Raw genomic sequence first — 24,627 nt, 5'->3', positions numbered from 1 at the left:
TTGAATGCGTCACGAGAAGCCCGATATGACCGCTCGCCTGCGCCCGCTTTCCGCCCTGCTCCTTGCCGGCATGCTCGCCGCCTGCGCCTCGTCCCCGTCCTCCAACCTCGGCGAACTGCCGCGCACTCCGGACGCCAGCATCGAACAACTGCTGCAGCAGGCTTCCACCGCCAAGCCCGACGAAGCCAACGTGCTGCGCCTCTCCGCCGCCGACCTCGCCTACAAGCAGAAGGACTTCGGACGCTCCTCGCAAATCCTCGAGCAAATCCCCCTGGACAGCCTGAAGCCCGCCCAGCAGGTCTTCGCCAGCACCCTCAAGGCTCAGCTGGAGATGGCACGCAACAAGCCGAAAGCCGCCCTGAAAGCCTTCGAGAATCCGAACTTCCAGCGCCTGGGCGAAATGCCGGTGGAGCTGCAGGCCCGCGCAGGCCTGGTCAAGGCCCAGGCCCTGGCGGCAGACAGCCAGACCCTGAGCGCTGCCCGCGAGCGCGTCTTCATCGATCCGCTGCTCAACGCCGAGGCCAGCAAGAGCAACCAGGAGGCCATCTGGGGCCTGGTCTCCAGCCTGCCAGTCGAGCAACTGCAGGCCAGCGGTAACGAAGGCGACCTGAACGGCTGGCTGGAACTGGCACGCATCACCAAGACCTCGTCGACGCTGAAGGAACAGCAGTCCAACATCGACAACTGGGTCGCCCGGAACCCCGACCACCCGGCCGCCAAGCGGCTGCCCGACGCACTGCAGAAGATCAAGTCGCTGGCCGCCCAGCCGCTGAATACCATCGCCCTGCTGCTGCCGCAGCAGGGCCAATTGGCGTCGGTGTCCCGCGCACTGCAGGACGGCTTCCTCGCCGCCCACTACCAGGCCCAGCAAAGCGGCCAGGCACAGCCGGCGATCAAGCTCTACGACAGCACCCAGGTTCGCTCGCTGGATGAGTTCTATCGTCAGGCCCAGGCCGACGGCGTCCAACTGGTCGTAGGCCCGCTGGAGAAGAACCTGGTCAAGCAACTGAGCAGCCAGCCGCAACTGCCAATCACCACCCTGGCGCTGAACTACAGCGACAGCGGTCAGGAAGGCCCGGCCCAGCTGTTCCAGTTCGGCCTGTCCGCCGAGGACGAGGCCCGCGAAGTCGCCAGCCGCGCCTGGAACGACGGCATGCGTCGCGCCGTGGCCCTGGTCCCGCGTGGCGAATGGGGCGACCGCGTACTGGCCTCCTTCAGCCGCAACTGGCAGGCCGCCGGCGGCACCCTGATCGCCGCCGAGCACGTCGACCAGCCGGTAGAACTGGCCCGCCAAATCGCCGACCTGCTGCAACTACGCCAGAGCGAAGGCCGCGCCAAGCGCCTGCAAGGCGTGCTCGACAGCAGCGTCGACACCCAGCCCTCGCGCCGCCAGGACATCGACTTCATCTTCCTCGCCGCCACCCCGCAGCAGGCTCGCCAGATCAAGCCGACGCTGGCCTTCCAGTACGCGGGCGACCTGCCGGTCTACGCCACCTCCAACCTCTACAGCGGCGTGAACAACCCGGCCCAGGACCAGGACCTGAACGGCATCCGCTTCTGCGAAACCCCGTGGTTGCTGGAACCGAACAACCCGCTGCGCCAGCAGGTCGCCGCCCAGTGGCCGCAGGCCAACGGCAGCCTCGGCCGCCTTTATGCAATGGGCGCCGACGCCTACCAACTGGCACCGCGCCTGCCGGAACTCAAGGCCGTGCCGAGCATGCAGCTCGACGGCCTGACCGGCACCCTGAGCGTCAATCCCGGCCAACGCGTCGAACGCCACCTGCCCTGGGCCGAGTTCCGCAATGGCCAGGCGCAGCCGCTGGAGAACAACGGTATTTGATCGGCAACAGCCCCTCCCAGAAGGCCGGGCGCGAGGCGGAAGCCAGCGCCCGCGCCCACCTCGAACAGCATGGATTGCGCCTTGTGGCGCAGAACTGGACGTGTCGCCGCGGCGAGCTCGATCTGGTCATGCTGGACGGCGATACAGTAGTATTCGTCGAAGTTCGCTCCCGCCGGCACAACGCCTGGGGAGGAGCCCTGGAAAGTGTGGACTCGCGCAAGCGTCAGCGCCTGACCGCCGCCGCCGAACACTTCCTGCAACAGAACGCCCGCTGGAGCAGACACCCCTGCCGGTTCGACATCGTCGCTATCGACCACCGAACCCCAGGCTCCGCAGGGCACTTGAACTGGATTCCCAACGCCTTTGACACCTGATCAGACGCCCGACGAAAGGTCACACCTGATGGACATGCAATCCCGTATCCGCCAGCTCTTCCATGCCAGCATCGAGACCAAGCAACAGGCCACCGAGGTGCTCATCCCGCATATCGAGCAGGCCAGCATGGTCATGGTCAATGCCCTGCTGAACGAAGGCAAGATTCTCTCCTGCGGCAACGGCGGCTCTGCCGGAGACGCCCAGCACTTCTCCTCCGAGCTGCTGAATCGCTTCGAGCGCGAGCGCCCGAGCCTGCCGGCGGTCGCCCTGACCACCGACAGCTCCACCATCACTTCGATCGCCAACGACTACAGCTACAACGAAGTCTTCTCCAAGCAGATTCGCGCACTGGGCCAACCGGGCGACGTACTGCTGGCGATTTCCACCAGCGGCAACTCGGCGAACGTCATTCAGGCGATCCAGGCCGCACATGATCGCGAAATGGTTGTCGTAGCTCTGACCGGCCGCGACGGCGGCAACATGGCATCGTTACTGCTGCCCGAAGACGTGGAAATCCGCGTCCCGGCCAAGGTCACCGCACGCATCCAGGAAGTCCACCTGCTGGTCATCCATTGCCTGTGCGACCTCATCGACCGTCAGCTATTCGGGAGTGAAGAATGACCCGTACCCCTCTGATCGCAGCCGCACTGGCCGTGACCATGGCACTGGGTGGCTGCAGCAGCTTCGTCAGCGCCACCCGCGACAAGCCGATCGACGATGACAAGGGTACCCGCACCCTTGGCAGCAAGATCGACGACTCGCTGATCGAAACCAAGGTGGAGGTGAACGTCGCCAAAGCCGATCCGGACCTCGACCGCAATTCCCACGTCGTGGTGATCAGCTACAACGGCGTGGTACTGCTGGCCGGCCAGACCCCACGTGCCGACCTGAAGAACAAGGCCGAACAGGCCGCCCGGGAAGTGCAGAAGGTCAAGACCGTGCACAACGAGCTGCAGATCCTGCAGCCCTCCTCCCTGGCCGCCCGCAGCAACGACACCTGGCTGACCACCAAGATCAAGAGCCAAATGCTCGCTGACGCGAACGTGCCCTCCACCCGCATCAAGGTCCTGACCGAGAACGGCATCGTCTACATGCTGGGCCTGGTCACCCGCAAGGAAGGCGACCTGGCCACCCAGGTGGTCCAGGGCGTGGACGGCGTGCAGAAGATCGTCCGCCTGTTCGAGTACATCGACTGATCGAGCGATATATTGCAGGCATGAAAAAGGCGACCCTCGGGTCGCCTTTTTATTACTTCACCACCTTGAGACTCGGTCGGCCACTGGGGCGTGGCGGCTCGTCGGAGGGGCCGTCATCGGGCAGATCCTCGTCATCGGTGGGCACCGGCGGTTCCAGGTCGAAGACCATGCCTTGGCCGTTCTCCCGCGCGTAAATGGCCATCACGGCCTGGGACGGAATGTACAGGCTCTGGGCAACACCACCGAAACGACCTTCGAAGCTGACCGCCTCGTTATCCATCTGCAGGTGGCGCACCGCGGTGGGCGAGACGTTGAGCACGATCTGACCATCGCTGGCATAGCCCGACGGCACCCGCACGCCCGGATACTCGGAGTTCACCAGGATATGCGGGGTGCAGCCGTTGTCGACGATCCACTCATAGAGGGCTCGTACGAGGTAGGGACGACTGGAGTTCATCATCAGGCTCCTTAGCGCATATCACGTTCGATAGAGGACAGGCTCGCACGGAAAGTTTCCCGCGCAAACTGTCGCTCCATGTAATCCAGCAGCGGCTTGGCCGGGCGCGGCAGCTCGATGCCCAGGACCGGCAATCGCCAGAGGATCGGCAGCAGGCAGCAATCCACCAGACTCAGATCCTCACTGAGGAAGAACGGTTTGTCGGCGAACAGCGGAGATACCCCCGTCAGGCTCTCACGCAATTCCTTTCTCGCCAAGGCGCGCTCGGCGTCCTTCCGGCGTGAATCGAGGATGCGGTCCACCAGGGCACACCAGTCGCGCTGGATGCGGTGCATCAGCAACCGGCTGTTGGCACGCGCCACCGGATAGACGGGCAGCAACGGCGGATGGGGATAACGCTCGTCGAGGTACTCCATGACCACCGTCGACTCGTAGAGGGCGAGATCGCGATCCACCAGCGTCGGCAGGCTGCCATAGGGGTTCACTTCGGCGAGCTTGGCCGGGATGCTGCCGGCGGGTACGTCGATGATGTCGGCGACGACGCTCTTCTCGGCCAGCACCAGGCGCACGCGATGGCTGTAGTGGCAGGAAGGGTCGGAGAAGCAGGTGAGCTTGTTGATTGCGGCCATGCCGCGCGCCTCCTCGCAGGATCTTCTTGTGGGAGGTAGAAAAACGCACGCGCGCCCCGTAGGGCGCGCGCTTGTTACTACGACGGGTGGTGCTTAGTGCACGTCCTTCCAGTATTCGCGCTTGAGCAGGTAGGCGAACACGAAGAAGAAGGCCAGGAACAGCAGGACGTAGGTGCCGATGCGGTGGGACTCCAGCTTGTTCGGGTCAGCCGAATAAGCCAGGAAGGTCACCAGGTTCTTCACCTTTTCGTCGAACTGAGCTTCGTTCAGCTGACCGGTCTTCGGAACGATGGTCAGTTGATCGCAGGCCTCGTGGGTCAGCGGAGTACCGGTCAGAGGATCGTACTGCTTCTTGCCATCCTCGACGACCTGGATCTGCTTGCAGCCAATGACCTGGCGGCCCTGCAGGCTCGCCAGCACGTTCGGCATACCGACGTTCGGGAAGATGGTGTTGTTCACGCCCCACGGACGCTTGGGATCTTCGTAGAACGAACGCAGGTAGGTGTACAGCCAGTCGGTGCCGCGAACACGGGCCACCAGGGTCAGGTCCGGCGGAGCAGCACCGAACCATACCTTGGCGTCAGCAGGCTTCATGCCGATGTCCATGTGGTCACCGATCTTCGCGCCGGTGAACACCAGGTGGCTCATCATCAGCTCTTCCGGGATGCCCAGATCACGGCCTACCCGCTCATAACGCTGGAACTTGGCGCTGTGGCAGCCCATGCAGTAGTTGGCGAAAGTACGCGCGCCATCCTGCATGGCGGCCTTGTCGGTCAGGTCGATATCGACGTGATCCAGGGCCGGGCCATGACCTCCGGCGGCAAAGCCGAAGACGGGCAGCAGAGCCAGAACAAATGCAGCGAATTGCTTTTTCATCAGCCAGTCACCCTTTCCGGAACCGGTTTGGTTTTCTCCATCCGGGTGTAGAACGGCATCAGGATGAAGAAGGCGAAATACAGAATGGTGCACAGGCGGGACAGCGTGGTGCCCAGCGGCGACGGCGCTTGCGAGCCGTAGTAGCCGAGGATCACGAAGGATACCGCGAAGATCACCAGCCAGATCTTGCTCAGCCAGCCCTTGTAGCGGATCGAGCGAACCGGGCTACGGTCCAGCCACGGCAGCACGAACAGCACGGCAATGGCGGCGCCCATGGCGATGACACCCATCAGCTTGTCCGGAACGGCGCGCAGGATGGCGTAGAACGGCGTGAAGTACCAAACCGGGGCGATGTGATCCGGGGTCTTGAACTGGTTCGCCATCTCGAAGTTGGGCTTCTCGAGGAAGAATCCGCCCATTTCCGGGAAGAAGAAGATCACGGTGCAGAAGACGAACAGGAAGACCACGACACCGACGATGTCTTTCACGGTGTAGTACGGGTGGAACGGGATGCCGTCCAGCGGGATGCCGTTCTCGTCCTTCTTCTTCTTGATGTCCACGCCGTCGGGGTTGTTCGAGCCGACTTCGTGCAGCGCCAGGATGTGCAGCACGACCAGGCCGAGCAGGACGATCGGCAGGGCGATCACGTGCAGGGCGAAGAAGCGGTTCAGGGTGATGCCGGAGATCAGGAAGTCACCACGGATCCACTGGGACAGGTCTTCGCCGATCACCGGGATGGCGCCGAACAGCGAGATGATCACCTGGGCACCCCAGTAGGACATCTGGCCCCAGGGCAGCAGGTAGCCCATGAAGGCCTCGGCCATCAGGGCGAGGTAGATCAGCATGCCGAAGATCCACACCAGCTCGCGCGGCTTCTGGTAGGAGCCGTACAGCAGGCCACGGAACATGTGCAGGTAGACGACCACGAAGAACGCCGATGCACCGGTGGAGTGCATGTAGCGGATAATCCAGCCGTAATCTACATCTCGCATGATGTACTCGACGGACGCGAACGCTTCTTCCGCCGACGGGGTGAAGCTCATGGTCAGCCAGATACCGGTGAGGATCTGGTTGACCAGGACCAGCAGTGCGAGGGAGCCGAAGAAGTACCAGAAGTTGAAGTTCTTCGGGGCGTAGTACTTGCTCAGATGGTCTTCCCACATCTTGGTCGCGGGGAAGCGGGCATCGACCCAAGCCATGAACTTGTTCATCAGGCTTTCTCCTGGTCCACACCGATGGTCAGCTCATCACCATCCAGCGTATAGGGCGGAATCGGCAGGTTCAGGGGCGCGGGCTGTCCCTTGTAAACGCGGCCGGCGAGGTCGTAATGGGAGCCGTGGCAAGGGCAGAAGTAGCCACCCTTCCAGTCCGGACCGAGGTCTGCGGGAGCGACTTCCGGGCGGAAGGTCGGCGAGCAGCCCAGGTGGGTGCAGATACCGACGATCACGGCCAGCTCAGGCTTGATCGAACGCAGCTTGGGATCGACGTACGCCGGCTGCTCCGAAGCCTTCGACTCGGGGTCGGCCAGTTGCCCTTCGAGGGTCGGCAGCGCGTCGAGCATTTCCTTGGTGCGATGCACCAGGAACACCGGCTTGCCACGCCACTCGGCCACGACCTGCTGGCCCGGCTCGATCTTCCCTACGTTGACCTTCACCGGCGCGCCAGCGGCCTTCGCCTTGGCACTGGGGAACCATGACCCCACGAACGGGACCGCAGCTCCGACCGCTCCTGCCGCACCAACCACCGAAGTGGCCGCGACAAGGAAGCGACGCCGGCCTGCATTCACGCCGTCATTACTCATTCAGTCGTCTCCCATCAGCTTCAAGCCTGTTCAAATCAGGCTTTTAAGTAAAAATTCGAGCCGCGCAAAAAATTCGCCAAATGGTAAAGAAAACCCCTTGTGCTGACAAGGTAATAGCCAGATACGAAGTTAGCGAAACCCTTGCGGGACGGGGCTCGCACGGATGCGACACCTTGCCGCACGAATAAATTAGAGACATAAAAAAACGCCCAGTCCAAAGGATCTGGGCGTTTTTTTCGAAGCGTCGTATTAACGCTTGGAGTACTGCGGACGCTTACGCGCCTTACGCAGACCGACTTTCTTACGCTCAACTTCGCGAGCATCGCGAGTGACGTAGCCGGCCTTACGCAGCGAGCTGCGCAGGGTCTCGTCGTACTCGATCAGAGCGCGGGTGATACCATGACGGATCGCACCGGCCTGGCCGCTTACGCCACCGCCAACGACGGTCACGTAGATATCGAACTTCTCGGTGTTCTCGGTCAGCTCGAGCGGCTGACGGACAACCATGCGAGCGGTCTCACGACCGAAGAACTGCTCGATGCTGCGGTTGTTGATGGAGATCTTGCCAGTACCCGGACGCAGGAAGACGCGAGCGGTAGCGGTCTTACGACGGCCAGTGCCGTAATTTTGAGTCGCCGACATAATGAGCTATCCCGTTAAATCTTCAGTTCTTGAGGCTGCTGAGCGGTGTGCGGGTGGTTGGCACCCTTGTACACTTTCAGCTTGCGGTACATGTCGCGGCCCAGCGGGTTCTTCGGCAGCATGCCTTTGACGGCAGTCTCGATAACACGCTCAGGAGCCTTGGCGATCAGCTTCTCGAAGTTGATCGACTTGATACCGCCCGGGAAGCCCGAGTGATGGTAGTACATCTTGTCGGTAGCTTTGGCGCCAGTGACACGAACCTGCTCGGCGTTGATGACGACGATGTAGTCGCCGGTGTCAACGTGCGGGGTGTATTCCGGCTTGTGCTTGCCGCGCAGGCGGGTAGCAATCTCGGTAGCCAGACGACCCAGGGTCAGGCCAGCAGCGTCGACGACGAACCAGTCGCGCTTAACAGTTTCTGGTTTCGCGGTATAAGTTTTCATTCGTTATAGCCTCAGGGGCCGCCTGAAAATAAGACGGCGAATCTTACTGGACAGTGGTTGCCTTGACAAGTCAAGGACAGCCGAAGACAGACACGAATTGGGGCTCGGGTCGGTGTGCGTCCGTAACGACTAGATGTATCGATCGGCAGGCTTTGGCATCCCCCACCGATGAAAGGCTGCGGAATTATGCAGATTCCGGCAGAATTTTCAACCGCTTTGCGCACTTGTTTTCATGAGGAGACCCGCATGGAGTACCGCCCGCTCGGCCGCACCGAACTGAAAGTCAGCACCCTCTGCCTGGGAACCATGACCTGGGGCGAGCAGAACACGCAGGACGAGGCTTTCGCCCAGATCGAGCGGGCCAAGGCCGCCGGGCTGAATTTCATCGATACTGCCGAGATGTACCCGGTGCCGCCGCGTGCGGAAACCTACACCCGCACCGAGCAGATCATCGGCAACTGGTTCGCCCGGCGCGGCGATCGCGCCGATTGGGTGCTCGCCAGCAAGATTGCCGGCCCCGGCAATTCCATCGGCCATATCCGTGGCGGCCAGCCCCGGCATGACCGCAAGAACATCGTCGAAGCGCTGGACGGCAGCCTCAAGCGCCTGCAGACCGACTGGATCGACCTCTACCAGTTGCACTGGCCCGAGCGCAGCACCAACTTCTTCGGCCAACTGGGCTACCAGCACAAGGAAGAAAGCTTCACGGCGCTGGAAGACACCCTGGAAGTGCTCGACGAGCAGGTTCGCGCCGGCAAGATCCGCCACGTCGGCCTGTCCAACGAGACGCCCTGGGGCACCATGCGTTTCCTGCAGATCGCCCAGGAGCGCGGCTGGCCGCGCGCCGTGTCGATCCAGAACCCTTACAACCTGCTCAACCGCAGTTTCGAAGTCGGCCTGGCGGAAATCGCGATCCGAGAACAGTGCGGCCTGCTGGCCTACTCGCCGATGGCCTTCGGCATGCTTTCGGGCAAATACTTCGGCGGCGCCCGGCCAGCGAACGCGCGGATCACCCTGTTCAGCCGCTTCACCCGCTACACCAATCCGCAGAGCGAGGCGGCCTGCGACCGCTACGTCGCCCTGGCCCGCGAGCACGGCCTGGACCCGGCGCAGATGGCCTTGGCCTTCGTCAGTCGCCAGCCGTTCGTGACCAGCAACATCATCGGCGCCACCAGCCTCGAACAACTGGAGGCCAACCTTGGCAGCTTCGAGCTGAAGCTCTCCGACGAGGTGCTGGCCGGTATCGAGGCGATCCACAAGGAGCAGCCGAACCCGGCGCCTTGAGCCTTTCGCAGGAGCGAGCTTGCTCGCGAGCATTTCCCCGGCAACCCCGGAGCCGGGCGGTTCGCGAGCAAGCTCGCTCCTACAAGGCTGCCCGCTTATTACAGCGCGCGGGCGATGATTTCCTTCATGATCTCGTTGGTGCCGGCATAGATGCGCTGCACACGCGCATCGGCCCACGCACGAGCGATCGGATACTCCCACATGTAGCCGTAGCCGCCGTGCAACTGCACGCACTCGTCGAGCACCTTGCACTGCAGGTCGGTGGTCCAGTACTTGGCCATCGCCGCAGTGGGGACGTCCAGCTTGCCTTCCAGGTGCTGCTCCAGGCAGCGGTCGACGAAGACCCGGCCCACCTGAACTTCCGTGGCAATTTCCGCCAGCTTGAAGCGCGTGTTCTGGAAGTCCGCCACGGACTTGCCGAAGGCCTTGCGCTCACGGGTGTAGTCCAGCGTCCATTTCAGCGCCGCTTCGGCCGAGGCCAGGGCGCCGAGGGCCACGGTCAGGCGCTCCTGGGGCAGCTCCTGCATCAGGTAGATGAAGCCCTGCCCTTCCTGCCCCAGCAGGTTCGCCTTGGGAATGCGCACGTCCTGGAAGAACAGCTCGGAGGTGTCCTGCGCCTTCATGCCGACCTTTTCCAGACGCTTGCCCTTGGAGAAGCCCGGCGTACCCGCTTCCACCAGGAACAGGCTGGTACCCTTGGCGCCGGCCTTGGGATCGGTCTTGGCGACCACGATCACCAGGTCGGCCAGCCAGCCGTTGGTGATGAAGGTCTTCGAGCCATTGATCACGTATTCGTCGCCATCCAGCACGGCGGTGGTCTTCACGCCTTGCAGGTCGGAGCCGGCGCCCGGCTCGGTCATGGCGATGGCCGAGACCATTTCGCCGGAGATCAGCTTGGGCAGGTAGCGCTGCTTCAGCTCTTCGCTGCCGTAGTGGAGGATGTAGGGCGCGACGATGTCCGAATGCAGGGAGAAACCGATGCCGGTCAACCCCAGGCGGCCGATCTCCTCGATCACCACGGCGCTGTAGAGGAAGTCCGCCGCCATGCCACCGTAGGCCTCGGGCAGGTGCGAGCAGAGCATTCCCGCCTCACCGGCCTTGTTCCACAGCTGTCGGTCGATGTGCCCATCCTTTTCCCACTGGGCGTGGTACGGCACCGCCTCCTGTTCGAGGAACTTGCGGACGCTGTCACGGAACAGTTCATGGTCGGAACTGAACAGGGTTCTTGGAATCATGCGGTGCACCTGCGGATTGGATTATAGGAATTGTAGGAAGGCCGACTGTAGGCCAGCACGAACCGCTCTGCACTGGACACTTTCGCCAAAAAATAAGACGATCCAGCCGCATCATGACCGCTTTAGCGTCATGCCAAGACATCCATAAGAAGCACAAGAATCGATGCCCACCCCAGCTTCCAGCGTGCTGCGCCGCGTCAGCATCCTCGCCACCCACGGCGTCTTCGCCTCCACCCTGATGCAGGCCAAGGACTTCTTCCACATGGCCAGCCTGCGCCACGGCCGCCAACAGGGCCTGGGCCTGCAACCCGGCTTCCAGACCCGCATCATCAGCCCGGACGGCAAGCCGGTGACCAGCTTCAGTGGCGATACGCTGCCGGTGCAGGGCGCACTCGACGATCCGGAACTGGTGATCCTCCCCGCCTTCTGGGGAGACTTCGACGAGTTGCTGAGCCATTACCCCGAGGTACTGCCCTGGCTGCGCGAGCGCCACGCCGCCGGCAGCGTGCTCTGCGGCGAGGTGTCCGGCGTGTTCTGGCTGGCCGAAGCCGGCCTGCTCGACGGCAAGGAAGCGACCACCTACTGGCGCTTCTTCCGCGAATTTTCCGAGCGCTATCCGAAGGTACTGCTCAACCAGGAAAAGCACATCGCCGACGCCGACAACATCTACAGCGCCGGCGGCCTGACCTCGGTCCGCGACCTGTACATCTACCTGATCGAACACTTCTGCGGCGCCGCCGTGGCCCAGGGTGTGGCCCGCGACATCCTTTACGAAGTACAGCGCAGCTACACGCCAGGCCGCCTCGGCTTCGGCGGACAGAAGCTGCACCACGACCCGGCCATCCTGCAGATCCAGCACTGGCTCGAAGAACACTTCTGCGACAAGTTCCGCTTCGAGGATGTGGCCCGCGAGCACGGCATGAGCATCCGCAACTTCATGCGACGCTTCCAGGCCGCCACCGGCGACAAGCCGCTGCACTACCTGCAGCGCCTGCGCATCGAGACCGCACGCAACCTGTTGTCGACCACCCGCAAGAGCATCAAGACCATCAGCTACGAAGTCGGCTACGACGACGCCAGCTTCTTCGCCCGGCTGTTCCGCCAGCACACCGGGTTGTCGCCGAACCACTACCGCCGCCAGTACGAGCGGAAGGAAGCCTGAAACACGCCATCCCTAGGATGGGTTCCCGCCCTCAGGACGCGCCCTATGATCACCTGACGCCTTCACGGGCCGCCCTGACAACAAGAACCACGGGATATCGCCATGCACCGCTTTCTGCTTGCCCTGCTGGCCGCCTTCAGCCTGACCGCTGTGGCGGACGACACCTGGAAACCCTTCCCCTACGACCAGAGCGCCTTCGACTACAGCGGCGACAAGCTACGCGCCGCCTGGCCGAAGCTGACTCGCGGCTTCGGCAACTACCCCTACCCCGACGCCGACTGGGTCGTGACTATGGCCACCCGGCACCCCGACACCCTGGAGAAGACCGTCGTCGCCGGTACCGGCTTCAGCGGCAAGCCGGAGGAAGCACAGGTCTATGCCGAAAGACTGCAGGACGTGTGGCGCAAGGTATTCCGCGGCGACTTCGCCCAGGCCAAGAAAGACGGTCTGGCGCTGGGCGTCGGCGGCCAGGTACCGGCGATGTTCGCCCAGACCCTTTACGCCCTGTTCCTCGCGCCGACCCAGGAGGAAAAACAGCGCCTGCTCGAAGAAGTGATCAGCTACACCGACGCCGCCGGACCGCTGCTCAACGCCGACCCCATCGCCCAGTTCGGCCGCGCCTATGCCAAGGCACGCCTGGCCGAGGACCTGCCGGTGCCGGTGGTACTCAAGCGCGGCTACACCGGCGACATTCCCAAGGAGCTGGATGCCCTGCTGGCCCAGCAGCCCAACCAACCCTTCGCCCTGGCGCTCTACGGCGGCTATGAGGCCGGTGTGATCCGCAAGGTCGGCAAGCTGGTCGGCAAGATGACCTACGGGGTCAGTGCGGACAAGATGGAGCAATACTTCGCTCGTTCCTTCCGCGCCGCCAGCGATCTGCCGATCGGCCACTATGAATACGCCAACGCGCTGAACTACGTGTACGGCGAGGACGAGGAGCAGAAGGCGCTGGAACAGTTGAAGAAGGCTACGGCGATCCAGCCGATCACCGCGATGGAAGCGCTGGAGGTCGCCCATGCCCAGCAACTGCTGAAGAAGGCGCAGCAGGAGATAGCGCAGCACTGATCGTTAAGGCCGTCTTGTAGGAGCGAGCTTGCTCGCGAATCGCCCAGCACCTGAGCTGCCGGTGAAATGTTCGCGAGCAAGCTCGCTCCTACGAAGAGCTGAAAAACAAAAAGGCTGCCCTCGGGCAGCCTTTTTCGTTCATCGCTCTCTCAGGGACGGTGCGGGCGGCTCAGGTATTCGTGGGACTGCATTTCCAGCAGGCGGCTCAGGGTGCGCTGGAATTCGAACTCCAGGCGGCCACCGGTGTACAGGTCCTTGAGCTCCACCTCGGCGGAGAGGATCAGCTTGACGTTGCGGTCGTAGAACTCGTCCACCAGATTGATGAAGCGGCGGGCCATGTCGTCCTTGGCCACGTTCATCTGCTCGACGTTGGAAATCAGGATCGCGTGGAAGATCTTCGCCAGCTCGATGTAGTCGTTCTGGCTGCGCGGACCGTCGCACAGCTCGCGGAATTCGAACCAGGCCACGTCATCGCAGGTGATGCGCGCGCGGATCTCGCGGTTCTCGATCATCAGCGCGTCGTCGCGGGTCGCCGCGGCGCAGTCCGGGGTCAGCGCCTTGAAGTCGCGGCTCATGGCCTGCTCGGCCTGTTCGGACAGCGGCCAGTGGTACAGCTCGGCCTGTTCCAGGGCGCGCAGGCGGTAATCCACGCCGCTGTCGACGTTGACCACTTCGGTGTGCTGCTTGACCAGCGCGATGGCCGGCAGGAAGCGGGCGCGCTGCAGGCCGTCCTTGTACAGGCCGTCCGGCACGATGTTGGAGGTCGCCACCAGGCTGACGCCGTTCTTGAACAGCTCCTCCAGCAGGGTCGCAAGGATCATCGCGTCGGTGATGTCGGAGACGAAGAATTCGTCGAAGCAGATCACCCGGGCCTCGTCGGCGAAACGCTTGCCGATGATGGTCAGCGGGTTCTTCTCGCCCTTGAGGGTCTTCATTTCCTCGTGGACGCGCTTCATGAAGCGGTGGAAGTGCGTGCGCATCTTCTGCTTGAAGGGCAGCGCTTCGAAGAAGGTGTCCACCAGGTAGGTCTTGCCGCGGCCGACGCCGCCCCAGAAGTACAGGCCCTTCACCGGCTCCTGGGACTTCTTGCCCAGCAGCTTGCCGAACAGCCCGGACTTGCCTTTATCCGCAGCGATCAGGTCGTCGTAGAGGCGTTGCAGGTGCTTCACGGCGTTCGCTTGTGCGGCGTCGTGGAAGAAATCGGGGCGTTTCAGGTCTTCCTGGTAGCGCTGAAGAGGCGTCATGATCAGTAGCAAGGTAACGAAAACGGGGGCGCACACTGTAGCGGCGCCCCCGTTGCTTGGCAATTGGCCGGTAGTCGGACCGGCCTGCCAACCCTCACTCCTGCGGAGCGAGGGCCTCGCGCAGACGCTGCATGGCGGCGTCGCGTTCCGTGTCGGTGGAGAACTCCGGGCTGTACGCCACGGCTTCGCCATCCAGGCGCACGCTGAAGGCGTTCAGCTCGGCGTGCAGATCCAGCTCCTCGGACTGCAGGCGCTTGGTCACCTGACCGGCGGCCTTGCCATCGGCGAAGGCGATGGACAGCAGCAGTTGCTCGCCAGCGGCATCCAGCAGGCGGAAACGGAAGCCGTCATCCTCGCGGAAGCTGACGAAGCGCGCGGCCTTGGCGGCCTTCTTCTTGCCTTCGCTGGCCACCTGCACCTGCTCGCGGAACGAACGCAGGCCAACGGCCTCGCGCAGCTCGCCGAGGAACGGGGTGGCGATGCGACGAGCCTTGGCGGCACCGGCCAGGAGGATGTCCTCCAGGTCGGCCGGTCGGGTGATCAGCGCATGGTAGCGTTCACGGGCCTCGCCCAGCTCGTTATCGAGCAGTTCGAACAGGCGCTGCTTGGCTTCGCCCCAGGCCAGGCCACCGAGCAACTCGGCGCGGAACGCCGCCTCCTGCTCGTGGGTGGAGAAGGCCTGGTACAGGGTGAACAGGTGCGAATTGTCCGGGTCCTTCGGCTCGCCCGGCGCGCGCGAGTCGGTGACGATGCGCGCCACGGCGTCCTTGAGCTGCTTGGCGCTGCCGAACAGCGGGATGGTGTTGTCGTAGCTCTTGGACATCTTGCGTCCGTCCAGGCCCGGCAGGGTCGCCACGTCTTCCTCGATCACCACTTCCGGCAGGGTGAACAGTTCCTTGCCGTTGCCGAACAGGTGGTTGAAGCGCTGGCCGATGTCGCGGGCCATTTCCACGTGCTGGATCTGGTCGCGGCCGACCGGCACCTTGTGCGCGTTGAACATCAGGATGTCCGCGGCCATCAGCACCGGGTAGCTGTACAGGCCCATGGTGACGCCGGCGTCCGGGTCTTCACCGGCCTCGACGTTCTTGTCCACCGAGGCCTTGTAGGCGTGGGCGCGGTTAAGCAGGCCCTTGGCGCTGACGCAGGTGAGCAGCCAGGTCAGTTCGGGGATTTCGGGAATGTCGGATTGCCGATAGAAGGTCGCCTTGTCAGCATCCAGGCCGCAGGCCAGCCAAGTGGCGGCGATCTCCAGGCGCGAACGCTGGATGCGCGCCGGGTCATCGCACTTGATCAGCGCGTGGTAGTCGGCCAGGAAGTAGAAGGAATCTGCCTGCGGATCGCGGCTGGCAACGATGGCCGGGCGGATGGCGCCGGCGTAGTTGCCCAGGTGCGGAGTACCGGTGGTGGTGATGCCGGTCAGGATACGGGTCGTCATGGGAATCCAGGAATCAACACAAATGAAATGGCGGGCCGGATGGTAACGCGGCTGGCCGACCTAGGCGAGCCGGGCCTGTATCAGGTCCTTGAGCTCGATCAGCTTGCCGTGGAAGAAATGGCTGCACTCGGGGATGCGGATCAGTTCGTGGGGCTTGCCCAGCCCGGCACTCCAGGCGTACACGCGCTCGGGCGTGACCACTTCGTCGGCTTCCGGCTGGATCACCGTCAGCGGGCAGCGCTCCGGCAGGTCAACGTCGAAACGCTCCACCGGCGGCGCCAGCATGAACAGTTGTGCAAGGTCAGCGCCCTCTTCTTCCAGGCGCTCTGCGGCGTTGCCGGCCACGCAGGAGCCGAAGGAGAAGCCCATCAGCGTCAGCGGCAGGCCCGGATGCTGCTCGGCAAGCCAGTGCGCGGCGGCCAGCACGTCGTCGATCTCACCGCGGCCTTCGGCATAGCTGCCGGCGCTCTGCCCCACGCCACGAAAATTGAAACGCAGGGTGGCGTATCCTGCATCCCGCGCGGCGCGCTGCAGGGTGGCGACCACCTTGTTCTGCATAGTGCCGGCGAACAACGGATGCGGATGGCAGATCAGCGCGACACCCTTGGCGTCGAGCGTGGCGAGATGCAGGGCTTCCAGCTGGCCGTCGGGGCCGTCGAGGAACAGGGGGATTTCGCGGGTGGTCAAACAACAGCTCCGTGACCCCGTGGCGGGTCGTCTCGTCTAGCACAATACCTGCGCAGGCGGCGAAGCTATCGCCACGGTATACAAGCACAGGTGCAAGCCGCTAACGTAAAGCAAAGCCGTCTATAGAGGAAGGATTCGCGTGGAACAGTCCCTCACCACCTGGTTGCTGCCGCTACTCGCCCTGATCGTCGGGGTCGGCATCGGTTTCCTGATCGCCCGCCTACTGCCCAACGCCGCGCCGAACAAGCTGCAGCGTCAGGTGGACGACATGCAGGATCGCTTCGATAGCTACCAGCGCGAAGTGGTGACCCACTTCAGCACCTCCGCCAGCCTGATGAAGAAGCTCACCCAGAGCTATCAGGACGTCCAGGATCACCTGTCCGAGGGCGCCGAGCACCTGGCCCTGGACGAGCAGACCAAGCAGCGCCTGCTGGCCGCCCTGCACGCCGACGAATACCCCGAGCGCCGCGAGCGCCTGACCCCGCCGGCGAACAACGAAGCGCCGCGCGACTACGCGCCCAAGCCCAGCGAAGGGCCGGGTACGCTGGATGAGACGTATGGGCTGAAAGGCAAATACTGAGTCTCCGTTACGTAGGAAAAGCCCCGCACTCGCGGGGCTTTTTCATGGTGCACCGAGCTGCTCCCGTCTCTCCTGCGAAAGCAGGCACTTCCGCGTCAGATGTCAGGGGGCGGGAACCAGAAAAGAAAAAGCCCCGCATCTGCGGGGCTTTTTCATCAGCGCTGGGCGATCAGATCGCGCCGCGCTGGCGGAGCAGGTCGAGGACCGCCTTGACGCCCTCTTCCACCGACTGGGTCTGGGTGTCGATCACCAGATCGGCATCCAGCGGCACGTCATAGGGGAAGGACTCGCCCGGGATGTTGTCCTGGCCGGCGGCGTACAGGCCCTGCGGATCGCGCTCGCGGCAGATCTGCGGAGAAGCCTGGACGTAGACGGTGATGAAGCGCTCGGCTCCGATCAGCGACTTGGCCTGCTCACGACCTTCGGCGCTCGGCGCAACGAAGGCGCACAGACTGATGAGACCGGCTTCGTTGAACTGCTTGGCCACATGGGCGGTGCGCAGCCAGTTCTCGTTGCGACCGGCGCGGTCCTGCGGCAGGCCCTTGTTCAGGTCATGACGCAGGTTCTGGCCATCCAGCACATAGACCGCACGTCCCATGTCGAACAGCTTGCGCTCCACGGCGTAGGCCAGGGTGCTCTTGCCAGCGCCGGAGAGACCGCTGAACAGCACGGTGGCCGGCTGCTGGCCGAAGCGCGCGGCGCGCTCTTCACGAGCGACATGGGCATTGGCGCCGTGGTGCGTGGCGGTGCCGTGACCGGCCTGCGGGGCGGCGATGATCATGCCGGCGCCGACGGTGCCGTTGGTCAGGCGGTCGATGACGATGAAGGCGCCGGTGGTGCGGTTCTGGCCGTAGCCGTCCAGTGCGATGGGCGCATCCAGGCTGACTTTCACGCGGGCGATCTCATTGAGTTTGAGTTCGCTGGCGGGAGTCTCTTCCAGGGTGTTCACGTCCACCTTGTGGGCAATGCTCGGGATGGACCCCGGCACGTAGCTGGTGGCGCGCTTGATGTCGTATTTCTTGCCCGGCAGCATCGGCTCTTCGGCCATCCACACCAGCATGGCGTCGAAGCCGTCGGTCACCTGTGGACGGTTATCGGCATGCACCAGCATGTCGCCACGCGAGACGTCGATCTCGTCTTCCAGGGTCAGGGTAATGGCCTGGCCGGGACCTGCCTGCTCCAGCTCACCCTCGAAGGTGACAATGGACTTGACCTTGCTGCCCTTGCCCGACGGCAGGGCCACGACTTCGTCGCCCTTGCGCACGATGCCGCTGGCGAGGGTGCCGGCGAAGCCGCGGAAGTTCAGGTTCGGGCGGTTGACGTACTGCACCGGGAAGCGCATGTCGTCGAGATTGCGGTCGCCCGCCACCTCAACGGTCTCGAGGATCTCCATCAGCGACTGGCCGGTGTACCAGGGCGAGCGCTCGGACTTGTTGACCACGTTGTCGCCCTTGAGCGCCGACATCGGCACGAAGTGCAGGGAACTGGTCTTCAGATGGATCTTCTCGGCGAAGGCCAGGTAGTCGGCCTTGATCTGCTCGAACACGCCTTCGTCGAAGTCCTTCAGGTCCATCTTGTTGACGGCGACAACGATGTGCTTGATGCCCAGCAGCGAGGCGATGAAGCTGTGCCGGCGGGTCTGGGTCTGCACGCCGTAGCGGGCGTCGATCAGGATGATGGCCAGGTCGCAGGTGGACGCGCCGGTGGCCATGTTGCGGGTGTACTGCTCATGGCCGGGGGTGTCGGCGATGATGAACTTGCGCTTGGCGGTGCTGAAGTAGCGGTACGCCACGTCGATGGTGATGCCCTGCTCGCGCTCGGCCTGCAGGCCGTCGACCAGCAGCGCCAGGTCGACGTCATCGCCGGTGGTGCCGACTTTCTTCGAGTCACGGGTAATGGCTTCCAGGTGATCTTCATAGATCATCTTGGAATCGTGCAGCAGGCGCCCGATCAGGGTGCTCTTGCCGTCGTCGACGTTGCCGCAGGTGAGGAAGCGCAACAGCTCCTTGCGCTCGTGCTGGGCCAGGTAGGCGAGGATGTCCTCGCTGATCAGATCGGATTGATGCGACATGGTGCGAGAACCTTAGAAGTAGCCCTGACGTTTCTTTTCTTCCATCGAGCCGGCGGCGTCATGGTCGATGACGCGGCCCTGGCGTTCGGAAGTTCGCGTCAGCAGCATTTCCTGGATGATTTCCGGCAGCGAAGTGGCAGTGGACTCCACCGCGCCGGTCAACGGGTAGCAGCCCAGGGTGCGGAAACGCACCATCTTCTTCTGGATGCTGGCCTTCTGCTCGGGCGTGAGGTGCTCGAGGATGCGCTCGTCGTCGATCATGATCAGCGCGCCGTTCATCTCGATGACTTCGCGCTCTTCGGCGAAGTACAGCGGCACGATCGGGATCTGTTCCAGGTAGATGTATTGCCAGATGTCCAGCTCGGTCCAGTTGGACAGCGGGAAGACGCGGATCGACTCGCCCTTCTTCACCTTGCCGTTGTAGACGTTCCACAGCTCCGGACGCTGGTTCTTCGGGTCCCAGCGGTGCTTGCTGTCACGGAAGGAGTAGACGCGCTCCTTGGCGCGGGACTTCTCCTCGTCGCGGCGGGCACCACCGAAGGCGGCGTCGAAGCCGTACTTGTCGAGGGCCTGTTTGAGGCCTTCGGTCTTCATGATGTCGGTGTGTTTGGCGCTGCCGTGGGTGAAGGGGTTGATGTCCTGTGCCACGCCATCGGGATTGACGTGGGTGATCAGATCCAGCCCCAGGTCGCTGACCATCTTGTCGCGGAAGCTGTACATCTCCTGGAACTTCCAGCGAGTGTCGACGTGCATCACCGGGAACGGCAGCTTGCCGGGGAAGAAAGCCTTGCGGGCGAGATGCAGCATCACGGCGGAGTCCTTGCCGATCGAGTACAGCATCACCGGGTTATCGAACTCGGCGGCGACCTCGCGGATGATGTGGATGCTCTCCGCTTCCAGCTGTTTCAGATGCGTCAATTTGTCGACCATGGCTACTCACGGAATTGCTTATGGACGGCCTTCGGGCCGTAGACGAGGGCGCACTCTAACACAGCGCAAGACTCTAACCGGCGATGCTTTTATACCGAAAAAATATACATATATAGCCGTCCGCGCTCACTCGTCGAGCCCCCGGACAACCGGCCGAGGCCGCATTCCTACGGAGGTATGACAGGCAACCGATGGCACCGATGCCGCATCGCGCCGAACCTCGGGTGAAAGAGTCGCCTCGCCCACGAGAGCAACCCGGCACGCCCCCTGCCGATCATCTGGAAAACGCGTTCTGCAACAGAATGAGCGCCAGTACTTCGCCTCTTGCGCTTGCCTGGGAAGCATGCTGCGCTAGCATAGCCAGCACGTTTCCTGCCCCAGAAGATTTCCCATGCGCCGCATCGCCCTCGCTCTGCCTTTGCTTGTCCTGATTTCAGCGTGCAGCAGCAAACCGACTCCCGCTCCGCAGCAGGCCCAGAAGCCGAAGGCACCGACCCTGATCACGCCCAGCGCGCACCCGGCGTTCGGTTCGGTGCAGCCCATCACCCCGTTGCGCGGCGATTACGCGAACAATGCCAACGCCAATCGTTTCATCGACAGGATGGTGAGCCAGCACGGCTTCAGGCGGCAGGACCTGCATGAGCTGTTTGCCCAGACACAAGAACTGGACTGGGTGATCCGCCTGATGGACCGCCAGGCGCCGAGCTACACGCCACCCAGCGGGCCGAACGGCGCCTGGCTGCGCTACCGGAAGAAGTTCATCACCCCGGACAACGTGCAGAACGGCGTGCAGTTCTGGAACCAGTACGAAGGCGACCTGATGCGCGCCTACCGTACCTATGGCGTCCCGCCGGAGATCATCGTCGGCATCATCGGTGTGGAGACCCGCTGGGGTCGCGTCATGGGCAAGACGCGGATCATCGACGCTCTGGCCACCCTGTCCTTCTCCTACCCGCGCCGTGCGGAGTTCTTCAGCGGCGAGCTGGAGCAGTTCCTGCTGCAGGCGCGCAAGGAAGGCGACGATCCGCTGGCCCTGCGTGGTTCCTATGCCGGTGCGATGGGCTATGGGCAGTTCATGCCCTCCTCCTTCACCCAGTACGCGGTGGACTTCAACGGCGACGGCCACATCGACCTATGGAACCCGCACGACGCCATCGGCAGCGTGGCCAACTACTTCAAGCAGCACGGCTGGATCAGCGGCGACATGGTGGCGGTGCCCGCCATCGGCCAGGCCCGCTCCCTGGAAGACGGCTTCAAGACCCTGTACCCGGTCGCCACCCTGTCCGCCGTCGGCCTGCGCCCGCAGAGCTCGCTGAACGGCCATCAGCAAGCCAGCCTGCTGCGCCTGGACATGGGCCGCAACTACCAGTACTGGTACGGCCTGCCGAACTTCTACGTGATCACCCGCTACAACCACAGCACGCATTACGCGATGGCGGTGTGGGAGCTGGGCAAGGCAGTGGGGCAGGCGCGCCAGCGCTACGCCACGACCCCCTAAGCCCTCCCGGTGGGGCCGGTCACTGCCGGCCTCAGGCGGGATTCGGGCAATCGATGAACAAATGTTCGATGGCGAAGCGCTTGGCCAGGTAGTCGCCCAGCGCCTGCACACCGTAGCGCTCGGTGGCGTGGTGGCCGGCAGCGATGAAGCTGATGCCGTTTTCCCGCGCGCTATGCACGGTCTGCTCGGAGACTTCCCCGGTCAGGTACGCGTCCACGCCGGCAGCGACCGCCTGATCGATATAGCCCTGGGCGCCACCGGTGCACCAGGCGATGCGCCGGATCGGCTGCTCGCCTTCCACCAGTAGCGGCTCGCGGCCCAGCACATCGCGCACATGGATCGCCAGATCGCTCGGCAGCATGGGTTCGGGCAGCGAGCCGACCAGCACGATGGAGCGCGGATTACCCGGCTCCAGCGGTCCTTCGATCTCGAAGCCGAGCTGGCGGCCGAGCTGCACGTTGTTGCCGACCTCGGGGTGCAGGTCCAGTGGCAAGTGATAGGCCAGCAGGCTGATGTCGCGGTTCAGCAGGGTCTTCAGGCGCCGCTGCTTCATACCGACCACGCAGGGATTCTCGCCCTTCCAGAAATAGCCGTGGTGGACCAGTACCACATCGGCGTCCGCCTCCACCGCGGCGTCCAGCAGCGCCTGGCTGGCGGTCACGCCGGAAACGATGCGGCGCACCTGCGGGCGGCCCTCGACCTGCAGGCCGTTTGGGCAGTAATCCTGGACCTTCGCGGCGTCCAGGTAGCGGTCGGCTTCCTCGACCAGAGTGCTCAGTGCGATAGCCATAGAAATTCCTCCAAACACGGCTCCGGGCGTCTATTTTCTTGGCGCGCCGCCCGTATAATGGCCGCCACCCTATCGGCCATCCCCCGGCCAAGCAACCCCAAGGATTTTCTTCGATGCTGAAGGCCCTGCGTTTCCTCGGCTGGCCCGTGCTGGTTGGCGTCCTGTTGGCGCTGTTGATCATCCAGCATAACCCCCAGTGGGTCGGTCTACCGCAACAGGAAGTGCATCTGCAGCAGGCCCCGTTGCTCAGCCGCATCCAGCAGGGCCCGGTCAGCTACGCCGACGCCGTGAGCAGCGCCGCTCCGGCCGTGGCCAACCTGTACACCACCAAGATGGTCAGCAAGCCGAACAACTCGATGCTCGACGACCCGCTGTTCCGTCGTTTCTTCGGCGATAACCTGCCACAGCAGAAGCGCATGGAGTCCAGCCTGGGTTCGGCGGTGATCATGAGCCCGGAAGGCTACCTGCTGACCAACAACCACGTGACCGCCGGCGCCGACCAGATCATCGTGGCGCTGCGCGACGGCCGCGAAACCATCGCCCGCCTGGTGGGCAGCGACCCCGAGACCGACCTCGCGGTGCTGAAGATCGACCTCAAGGACCTTCCCTCGATCCTGCTCGGCCGTTCCGACGGCATCCACACCGGCGACGTCTGCCTGGCCATCGGCAACCCCTTCGGCGTCGGCCAGACCGTCACCATGGGCATCATCAGCGCCACCGGCCGCAACCAGCTGGGCCTGAACACTTACGAAGACTTCATCCAGACCGACGCGGCGATCAACCCCGGCAACTCCGGCGGCGCACTGGTGGACGCCAACGGCAACCTGATCGGCATCAACACCGCGATCTTCTCCAAGTCCGGCGGCTCCCAGGGCATCGGCTTCGCCATCCCGACCAAGCTGGCCCTGGAGGTCATGCAGTCGATCATCGAGCACGGCCAGGTGATCCGTGGCTGGCTCGGCGTCGAAGTGCAGCCGCTGACCCCGGAACTGGCGGAGTCCTTCGACCTCAAGGGCAAGGCCGGCATCGTCGTCGCCGGCGTCTACCGCGATGGTCCCGCCGCCAAGTCCGGCCTGCTGCCGGGCGACATCATCCTGAGCATCGACGGCCAGGTCGCCGGCGACGGCCGCCGCTCGATGAACCAGGTGGCGCGCACCAAGCCGGGCGAGAAGATCAGCATCGAAGTACTGCGCAACGGCCAGCCGGTGACGCTCAATGCCGAGGTCGGCCTGCGTCCGCCGCCGGCGCCCAACGGCGGCTGAGCCCAGAGCCCAGCCCTGAAATGAATACGGCGCCCGAGGGCGCCGTTTTCATTTACCGCGACAGACTCACAGTTTCAGGCGCAGCGCATCCAGCAACGCCTGGTTCTGTTCCTCGGTGCCGATGGTGATGCGCAGGAACTGATCGATGCGCGCCTGCTTGAAGTGGCGCACGATCACCCCCTCTTCACGCAGGGCAGCGGCCAGCCCGGCGCCATCGCGCTGCGGATGACGGGCGAAGATGAAGTTCGCCGCCGAGGGCAGCACGTCGAAGCCCAGGGTCTTCAATTCGGCCACCAGCTTCTCGCGGCTGTGGATAACCGCATTGCGGGTCTGCTCGAAGTAGGCCTGGTCCTCGAAGGACGCCACCGCGCCGGCCAGGGCCAGGCGATCCAGCGGGTAGGAGTTGAAGCTGTTCTTCACTCGCTCCAGCGCCTCGATCAGGTCTTCGTGGCCGACCGCCAGGCCCACGCGCAAGCCGGCCAGGGAGCGCGACTTGGACAGCGTCTGCGCCACCAGCAGGTTCGGGTAGCGGTTCACCAGGGCGATCGCCGTCTCTCCACCGAAGTCGACGTAGGCCTCGTCCACCAGCACCACGGTGTCCGGATTGGCCGTGAGCAGGCGTTCGATGGCCTCCAGCGGCAACAGGCAACCGGTGGGCGCATTGGGGTTGGGGAAGATGATGCCGCCGTTGGCGCGCGCGTAGTCTTCCACACGAATCTGGAACTGCTCGTCCAGCGGCACCGCCTCGAAGTCGATGCCGTAGAGGCCGCAGTAGACCGGGTAGAAGCTGTAGCTGACATCGGGAAACAGCAGCGGCTTGCCGTGCTGGAACAGCCCGTGGAAGGCGTGCGCCAGGACTTCGTCCGAGCCGTTGCCGACGAACACCTGCGAGGACTTAACCCCGTAGTACTCGGCGATGCTCTGCTTCAGGCGGTCGGCGTTGGGGTCCGGATACAGGCGCAGACTGTCGTTCAGCTCGGCCTGGATCGCGGCGACCACCTTCGGCGACGGGCCATAGGGGTTCTCGTTGGTATTCAACTTGACCAGCTTGGCCAGCTTCGGCTGCTCGCCCGGTACGTAGGGCACCAGTTCCTTGACGAAGGGACTCCAGAACTTGCTCATTCT

Annotated in this window: 25 protein-coding genes; 10 read left to right on the top strand and 15 right to left on the bottom strand. The window is 63.7% G+C overall.

What is annotated here, in order from left to right; all coding sequences use genetic code 11:
• Positions 1-25 precede the first annotated feature (25 nt).
• From H681_RS05610 to H681_RS05595, 4 genes are read left to right on the top strand one after another with little or no spacing between them, the layout of a single operon-like run.
• Positions 26-1,840, top strand: a complete 1,815-nt coding sequence (locus tag H681_RS05610) for a penicillin-binding protein activator (RefSeq protein ID WP_015475867.1) — start codon at positions 26-28, stop codon at positions 1,838-1,840.
• Positions 1,837-2,214, top strand: a complete 378-nt coding sequence (locus H681_RS05605; protein WP_015475866.1) for a YraN family protein — start codon at positions 1,837-1,839, stop codon at positions 2,212-2,214. Before H681_RS05610 ends, H681_RS05605 begins: the two co-directional genes overlap by 4 nt.
• A 28-nt stretch (positions 2,215-2,242) precedes the next feature.
• A complete protein-coding gene (locus tag H681_RS05600; RefSeq protein ID WP_017518113.1) occupies positions 2,243-2,836 on the top strand; it encodes a phosphoheptose isomerase in 594 nt (197 codons plus the stop codon).
• Positions 2,833-3,411 (top strand): BON domain-containing protein, encoded by a 579-nt coding sequence (locus H681_RS05595; protein WP_015475864.1) that lies wholly within the window; start codon positions 2,833-2,835, stop codon positions 3,409-3,411. Before H681_RS05600 ends, H681_RS05595 begins: the two co-directional genes overlap by 4 nt.
• A 52-nt stretch (positions 3,412-3,463) precedes the next feature.
• Here the strand turns inward: H681_RS05595 and H681_RS05590 are convergent, their stop codons facing one another.
• The 7 genes from H681_RS05590 to rplM all read right to left on the bottom strand — a co-directional run bounded on the left by H681_RS05590 (position 3,464) and on the right by rplM (position 8,259).
• Complete coding sequence (locus H681_RS05590; protein WP_015475863.1) at positions 3,464-3,868, bottom strand: ClpXP protease specificity-enhancing factor; 405 nt, start codon at positions 3,866-3,868, stop codon at positions 3,464-3,466.
• A gap of 11 nt (positions 3,869-3,879) precedes the next feature.
• Entirely contained in the window at positions 3,880-4,497 is a 618-nt protein-coding gene (locus H681_RS05585) for a glutathione S-transferase N-terminal domain-containing protein (protein WP_015475862.1), read from the bottom strand.
• A gap of 93 nt (positions 4,498-4,590) precedes the next feature.
• Complete coding sequence (locus tag H681_RS05580) at positions 4,591-5,373, bottom strand: cytochrome c1 (RefSeq protein WP_015475861.1); 783 nt, start codon at positions 5,371-5,373, stop codon at positions 4,591-4,593.
• Positions 5,373-6,584: a cytochrome b gene (locus H681_RS05575; RefSeq protein WP_015475860.1), complete on the bottom strand. Its 1,212-nt coding sequence runs from the start codon at positions 6,582-6,584 to the stop codon at positions 5,373-5,375. Before H681_RS05575 ends, H681_RS05580 begins: the two co-directional genes overlap by 1 nt.
• On the bottom strand, positions 6,584-7,174 hold the full coding sequence (petA, locus tag H681_RS05570) for a ubiquinol-cytochrome c reductase iron-sulfur subunit (protein ID WP_015475859.1): 591 nt from the start codon (positions 7,172-7,174) through the stop codon (positions 6,584-6,586). The genes H681_RS05575 and petA overlap by 1 nt, the downstream gene beginning before the upstream one ends.
• A gap of 249 nt (positions 7,175-7,423) precedes the next feature.
• Complete coding sequence (gene rpsI, locus H681_RS05565) at positions 7,424-7,816, bottom strand: 30S ribosomal protein S9 (RefSeq protein ID WP_015475858.1); 393 nt, start codon at positions 7,814-7,816, stop codon at positions 7,424-7,426.
• 14 nt (positions 7,817-7,830) lie between these two features.
• Positions 7,831-8,259 (bottom strand): 50S ribosomal protein L13, encoded by a 429-nt coding sequence (rplM, locus tag H681_RS05560; protein WP_015475857.1) that lies wholly within the window; start codon positions 8,257-8,259, stop codon positions 7,831-7,833.
• Between the two features lie 246 nt (positions 8,260-8,505).
• Between rplM and H681_RS05555 the strand changes: the two genes are divergently transcribed.
• The gene (locus H681_RS05555; protein ID WP_015475856.1) at positions 8,506-9,543 is read left to right on the top strand and encodes an NADP(H)-dependent aldo-keto reductase; all 1,038 of its coding nucleotides are present in this window, start codon (positions 8,506-8,508) and stop codon (positions 9,541-9,543) included.
• A gap of 98 nt (positions 9,544-9,641) precedes the next feature.
• Here H681_RS05555 and H681_RS05550 read toward each other — a convergent pair whose 3' ends face one another.
• Positions 9,642-10,787 carry an acyl-CoA dehydrogenase family protein gene (locus H681_RS05550; protein ID WP_177324579.1) on the bottom strand — a complete coding sequence of 382 codons (1,146 nt, stop codon included), beginning with the start codon at positions 10,785-10,787 and terminating at the stop codon, positions 9,642-9,644.
• A gap of 253 nt (positions 10,788-11,040) precedes the next feature.
• Between H681_RS05550 and H681_RS05545 the strand changes: the two genes are divergently transcribed.
• Positions 11,041-11,940 carry a GlxA family transcriptional regulator gene (locus H681_RS05545; RefSeq protein WP_162140835.1) on the top strand — a complete coding sequence of 300 codons (900 nt, stop codon included), beginning with the start codon at positions 11,041-11,043 and terminating at the stop codon, positions 11,938-11,940.
• 102 nt (positions 11,941-12,042) lie between these two features.
• Entirely contained in the window at positions 12,043-13,005 is a 963-nt protein-coding gene (locus tag H681_RS05540; protein WP_015475853.1) for a hypothetical protein, read from the top strand.
• Positions 13,006-13,154: 149 nt separating this feature from the next.
• Here the strand turns inward: H681_RS05540 and zapE are convergent, their stop codons facing one another.
• The 3 genes from zapE to H681_RS05525 form a co-directional block, all read right to left on the bottom strand.
• On the bottom strand, positions 13,155-14,249 hold the full coding sequence (gene zapE / locus H681_RS05535) for a cell division protein ZapE (protein WP_015475852.1): 1,095 nt from the start codon (positions 14,247-14,249) through the stop codon (positions 13,155-13,157).
• Between the two features lie 94 nt (positions 14,250-14,343).
• A complete protein-coding gene (locus H681_RS05530) occupies positions 14,344-15,684 on the bottom strand; it encodes a tryptophan--tRNA ligase (protein ID WP_015475851.1) in 1,341 nt (446 codons plus the stop codon).
• 60 nt (positions 15,685-15,744) lie between these two features.
• Positions 15,745-16,371, bottom strand: a complete 627-nt coding sequence (locus H681_RS05525) for an alpha/beta hydrolase (RefSeq protein ID WP_015475850.1) — start codon at positions 16,369-16,371, stop codon at positions 15,745-15,747.
• Positions 16,372-16,510: 139 nt separating this feature from the next.
• Between H681_RS05525 and H681_RS05520 the strand changes: the two genes are divergently transcribed.
• Complete coding sequence (locus tag H681_RS05520) at positions 16,511-16,951, top strand: YhcB family protein (RefSeq protein ID WP_015475849.1); 441 nt, start codon at positions 16,511-16,513, stop codon at positions 16,949-16,951.
• 169 nt (positions 16,952-17,120) lie between these two features.
• On the opposite strand, the gene cysN is transcribed toward H681_RS05520, so the two are convergent.
• Complete coding sequence (gene cysN / locus H681_RS05515) at positions 17,121-19,022, bottom strand: sulfate adenylyltransferase subunit CysN (RefSeq protein ID WP_015475848.1); 1,902 nt, start codon at positions 19,020-19,022, stop codon at positions 17,121-17,123.
• A 12-nt stretch (positions 19,023-19,034) separates the two neighbouring features.
• The gene (gene cysD / locus H681_RS05510; protein WP_015475847.1) at positions 19,035-19,952 is read right to left on the bottom strand and encodes a sulfate adenylyltransferase subunit CysD; all 918 of its coding nucleotides are present in this window, start codon (positions 19,950-19,952) and stop codon (positions 19,035-19,037) included.
• Positions 19,953-20,343: 391 nt separating this feature from the next.
• Here cysD and mltB point away from each other — a divergent pair, with 391 nt between their 5' ends.
• Positions 20,344-21,450: a lytic murein transglycosylase B gene (gene mltB / locus H681_RS05505; RefSeq protein WP_015475846.1), complete on the top strand. Its 1,107-nt coding sequence runs from the start codon at positions 20,344-20,346 to the stop codon at positions 21,448-21,450.
• A 31-nt stretch (positions 21,451-21,481) separates the two neighbouring features.
• Here the strand turns inward: mltB and H681_RS05500 are convergent, their stop codons facing one another.
• Positions 21,482-22,240, bottom strand: coding sequence for a Nif3-like dinuclear metal center hexameric protein (locus tag H681_RS05500; protein WP_015475845.1), 759 nt, complete (start codon positions 22,238-22,240; stop codon positions 21,482-21,484).
• A gap of 113 nt (positions 22,241-22,353) precedes the next feature.
• Here H681_RS05500 and algW point away from each other — a divergent pair, with 113 nt between their 5' ends.
• Positions 22,354-23,502: a Do family serine endopeptidase AlgW gene (gene algW / locus H681_RS05495; RefSeq protein WP_015475844.1), complete on the top strand. Its 1,149-nt coding sequence runs from the start codon at positions 22,354-22,356 to the stop codon at positions 23,500-23,502.
• Positions 23,503-23,568: 66 nt separating this feature from the next.
• On the opposite strand, the gene hisC is transcribed toward algW, so the two are convergent.
• Positions 23,569-24,624: a histidinol-phosphate transaminase gene (hisC, locus tag H681_RS05490; RefSeq protein ID WP_015475843.1), complete on the bottom strand. Its 1,056-nt coding sequence runs from the start codon at positions 24,622-24,624 to the stop codon at positions 23,569-23,571.
• Positions 24,625-24,627: the final 3 nt, after the last annotated feature.

This window comes from Pseudomonas sp. ATCC 13867 (assembly GCF_000349845.1).
Lineage (GTDB): Bacteria > Pseudomonadota > Gammaproteobacteria > Pseudomonadales > Pseudomonadaceae > Pseudomonas.
The sequence above is the reverse complement of the archived record's forward strand: the minus strand, read 5'-3'. Positions and strand labels throughout refer to the sequence as shown.

Bases quoted from the DNA above. Each gene is read 5' to 3' on its own strand.
- H681_RS05610 (WP_015475867.1), top strand. From the start codon at position 26: ATGACCGCTCGCCTGCGCCCGCTTTCCGCCCTGCTCCTTGCCGGCATG.
- H681_RS05600 (WP_017518113.1), top strand. From the start codon at position 2,243: ATGGACATGCAATCCCGTATCCGCCAGCTCTTCCATGCCAGCATCGAG.
- H681_RS05595 (WP_015475864.1), top strand. From the start codon at position 2,833: ATGACCCGTACCCCTCTGATCGCAGCCGCACTGGCCGTGACCATGGCA.
- H681_RS05590 (WP_015475863.1), bottom strand. From the start codon at position 3,868: ATGAACTCCAGTCGTCCCTACCTCGTACGAGCCCTCTATGAGTGGATC.
- H681_RS05585 (WP_015475862.1), bottom strand. From the start codon at position 4,497: ATGGCCGCAATCAACAAGCTCACCTGCTTCTCCGACCCTTCCTGCCAC.
- H681_RS05580 (WP_015475861.1), bottom strand. From the start codon at position 5,373: ATGAAAAAGCAATTCGCTGCATTTGTTCTGGCTCTGCTGCCCGTCTTC.
- H681_RS05575 (WP_015475860.1), bottom strand. From the start codon at position 6,584: ATGAACAAGTTCATGGCTTGGGTCGATGCCCGCTTCCCCGCGACCAAG.
- petA (WP_015475859.1), bottom strand. From the start codon at position 7,174: ATGAGTAATGACGGCGTGAATGCAGGCCGGCGTCGCTTCCTTGTCGCG.
- rpsI (WP_015475858.1), bottom strand. From the start codon at position 7,816: ATGTCGGCGACTCAAAATTACGGCACTGGCCGTCGTAAGACCGCTACC.
- rplM (WP_015475857.1), bottom strand. From the start codon at position 8,259: ATGAAAACTTATACCGCGAAACCAGAAACTGTTAAGCGCGACTGGTTC.
- H681_RS05555 (WP_015475856.1), top strand. From the start codon at position 8,506: ATGGAGTACCGCCCGCTCGGCCGCACCGAACTGAAAGTCAGCACCCTC.
- H681_RS05545 (WP_162140835.1), top strand. From the start codon at position 11,041: ATGGCCAGCCTGCGCCACGGCCGCCAACAGGGCCTGGGCCTGCAACCC.
- H681_RS05540 (WP_015475853.1), top strand. From the start codon at position 12,043: ATGCACCGCTTTCTGCTTGCCCTGCTGGCCGCCTTCAGCCTGACCGCT.
- zapE (WP_015475852.1), bottom strand. From the start codon at position 14,249: ATGACGCCTCTTCAGCGCTACCAGGAAGACCTGAAACGCCCCGATTTC.
- H681_RS05530 (WP_015475851.1), bottom strand. From the start codon at position 15,684: ATGACGACCCGTATCCTGACCGGCATCACCACCACCGGTACTCCGCAC.
- cysN (WP_015475848.1), bottom strand. From the start codon at position 19,022: ATGTCGCATCAATCCGATCTGATCAGCGAGGACATCCTCGCCTACCTG.
- cysD (WP_015475847.1), bottom strand. From the start codon at position 19,952: ATGGTCGACAAATTGACGCATCTGAAACAGCTGGAAGCGGAGAGCATC.
- mltB (WP_015475846.1), top strand. From the start codon at position 20,344: ATGCGCCGCATCGCCCTCGCTCTGCCTTTGCTTGTCCTGATTTCAGCG.
- H681_RS05500 (WP_015475845.1), bottom strand. From the start codon at position 22,240: ATGGCTATCGCACTGAGCACTCTGGTCGAGGAAGCCGACCGCTACCTG.
- algW (WP_015475844.1), top strand. From the start codon at position 22,354: ATGCTGAAGGCCCTGCGTTTCCTCGGCTGGCCCGTGCTGGTTGGCGTC.
- hisC (WP_015475843.1), bottom strand. From the start codon at position 24,624: ATGAGCAAGTTCTGGAGTCCCTTCGTCAAGGAACTGGTGCCCTACGTA.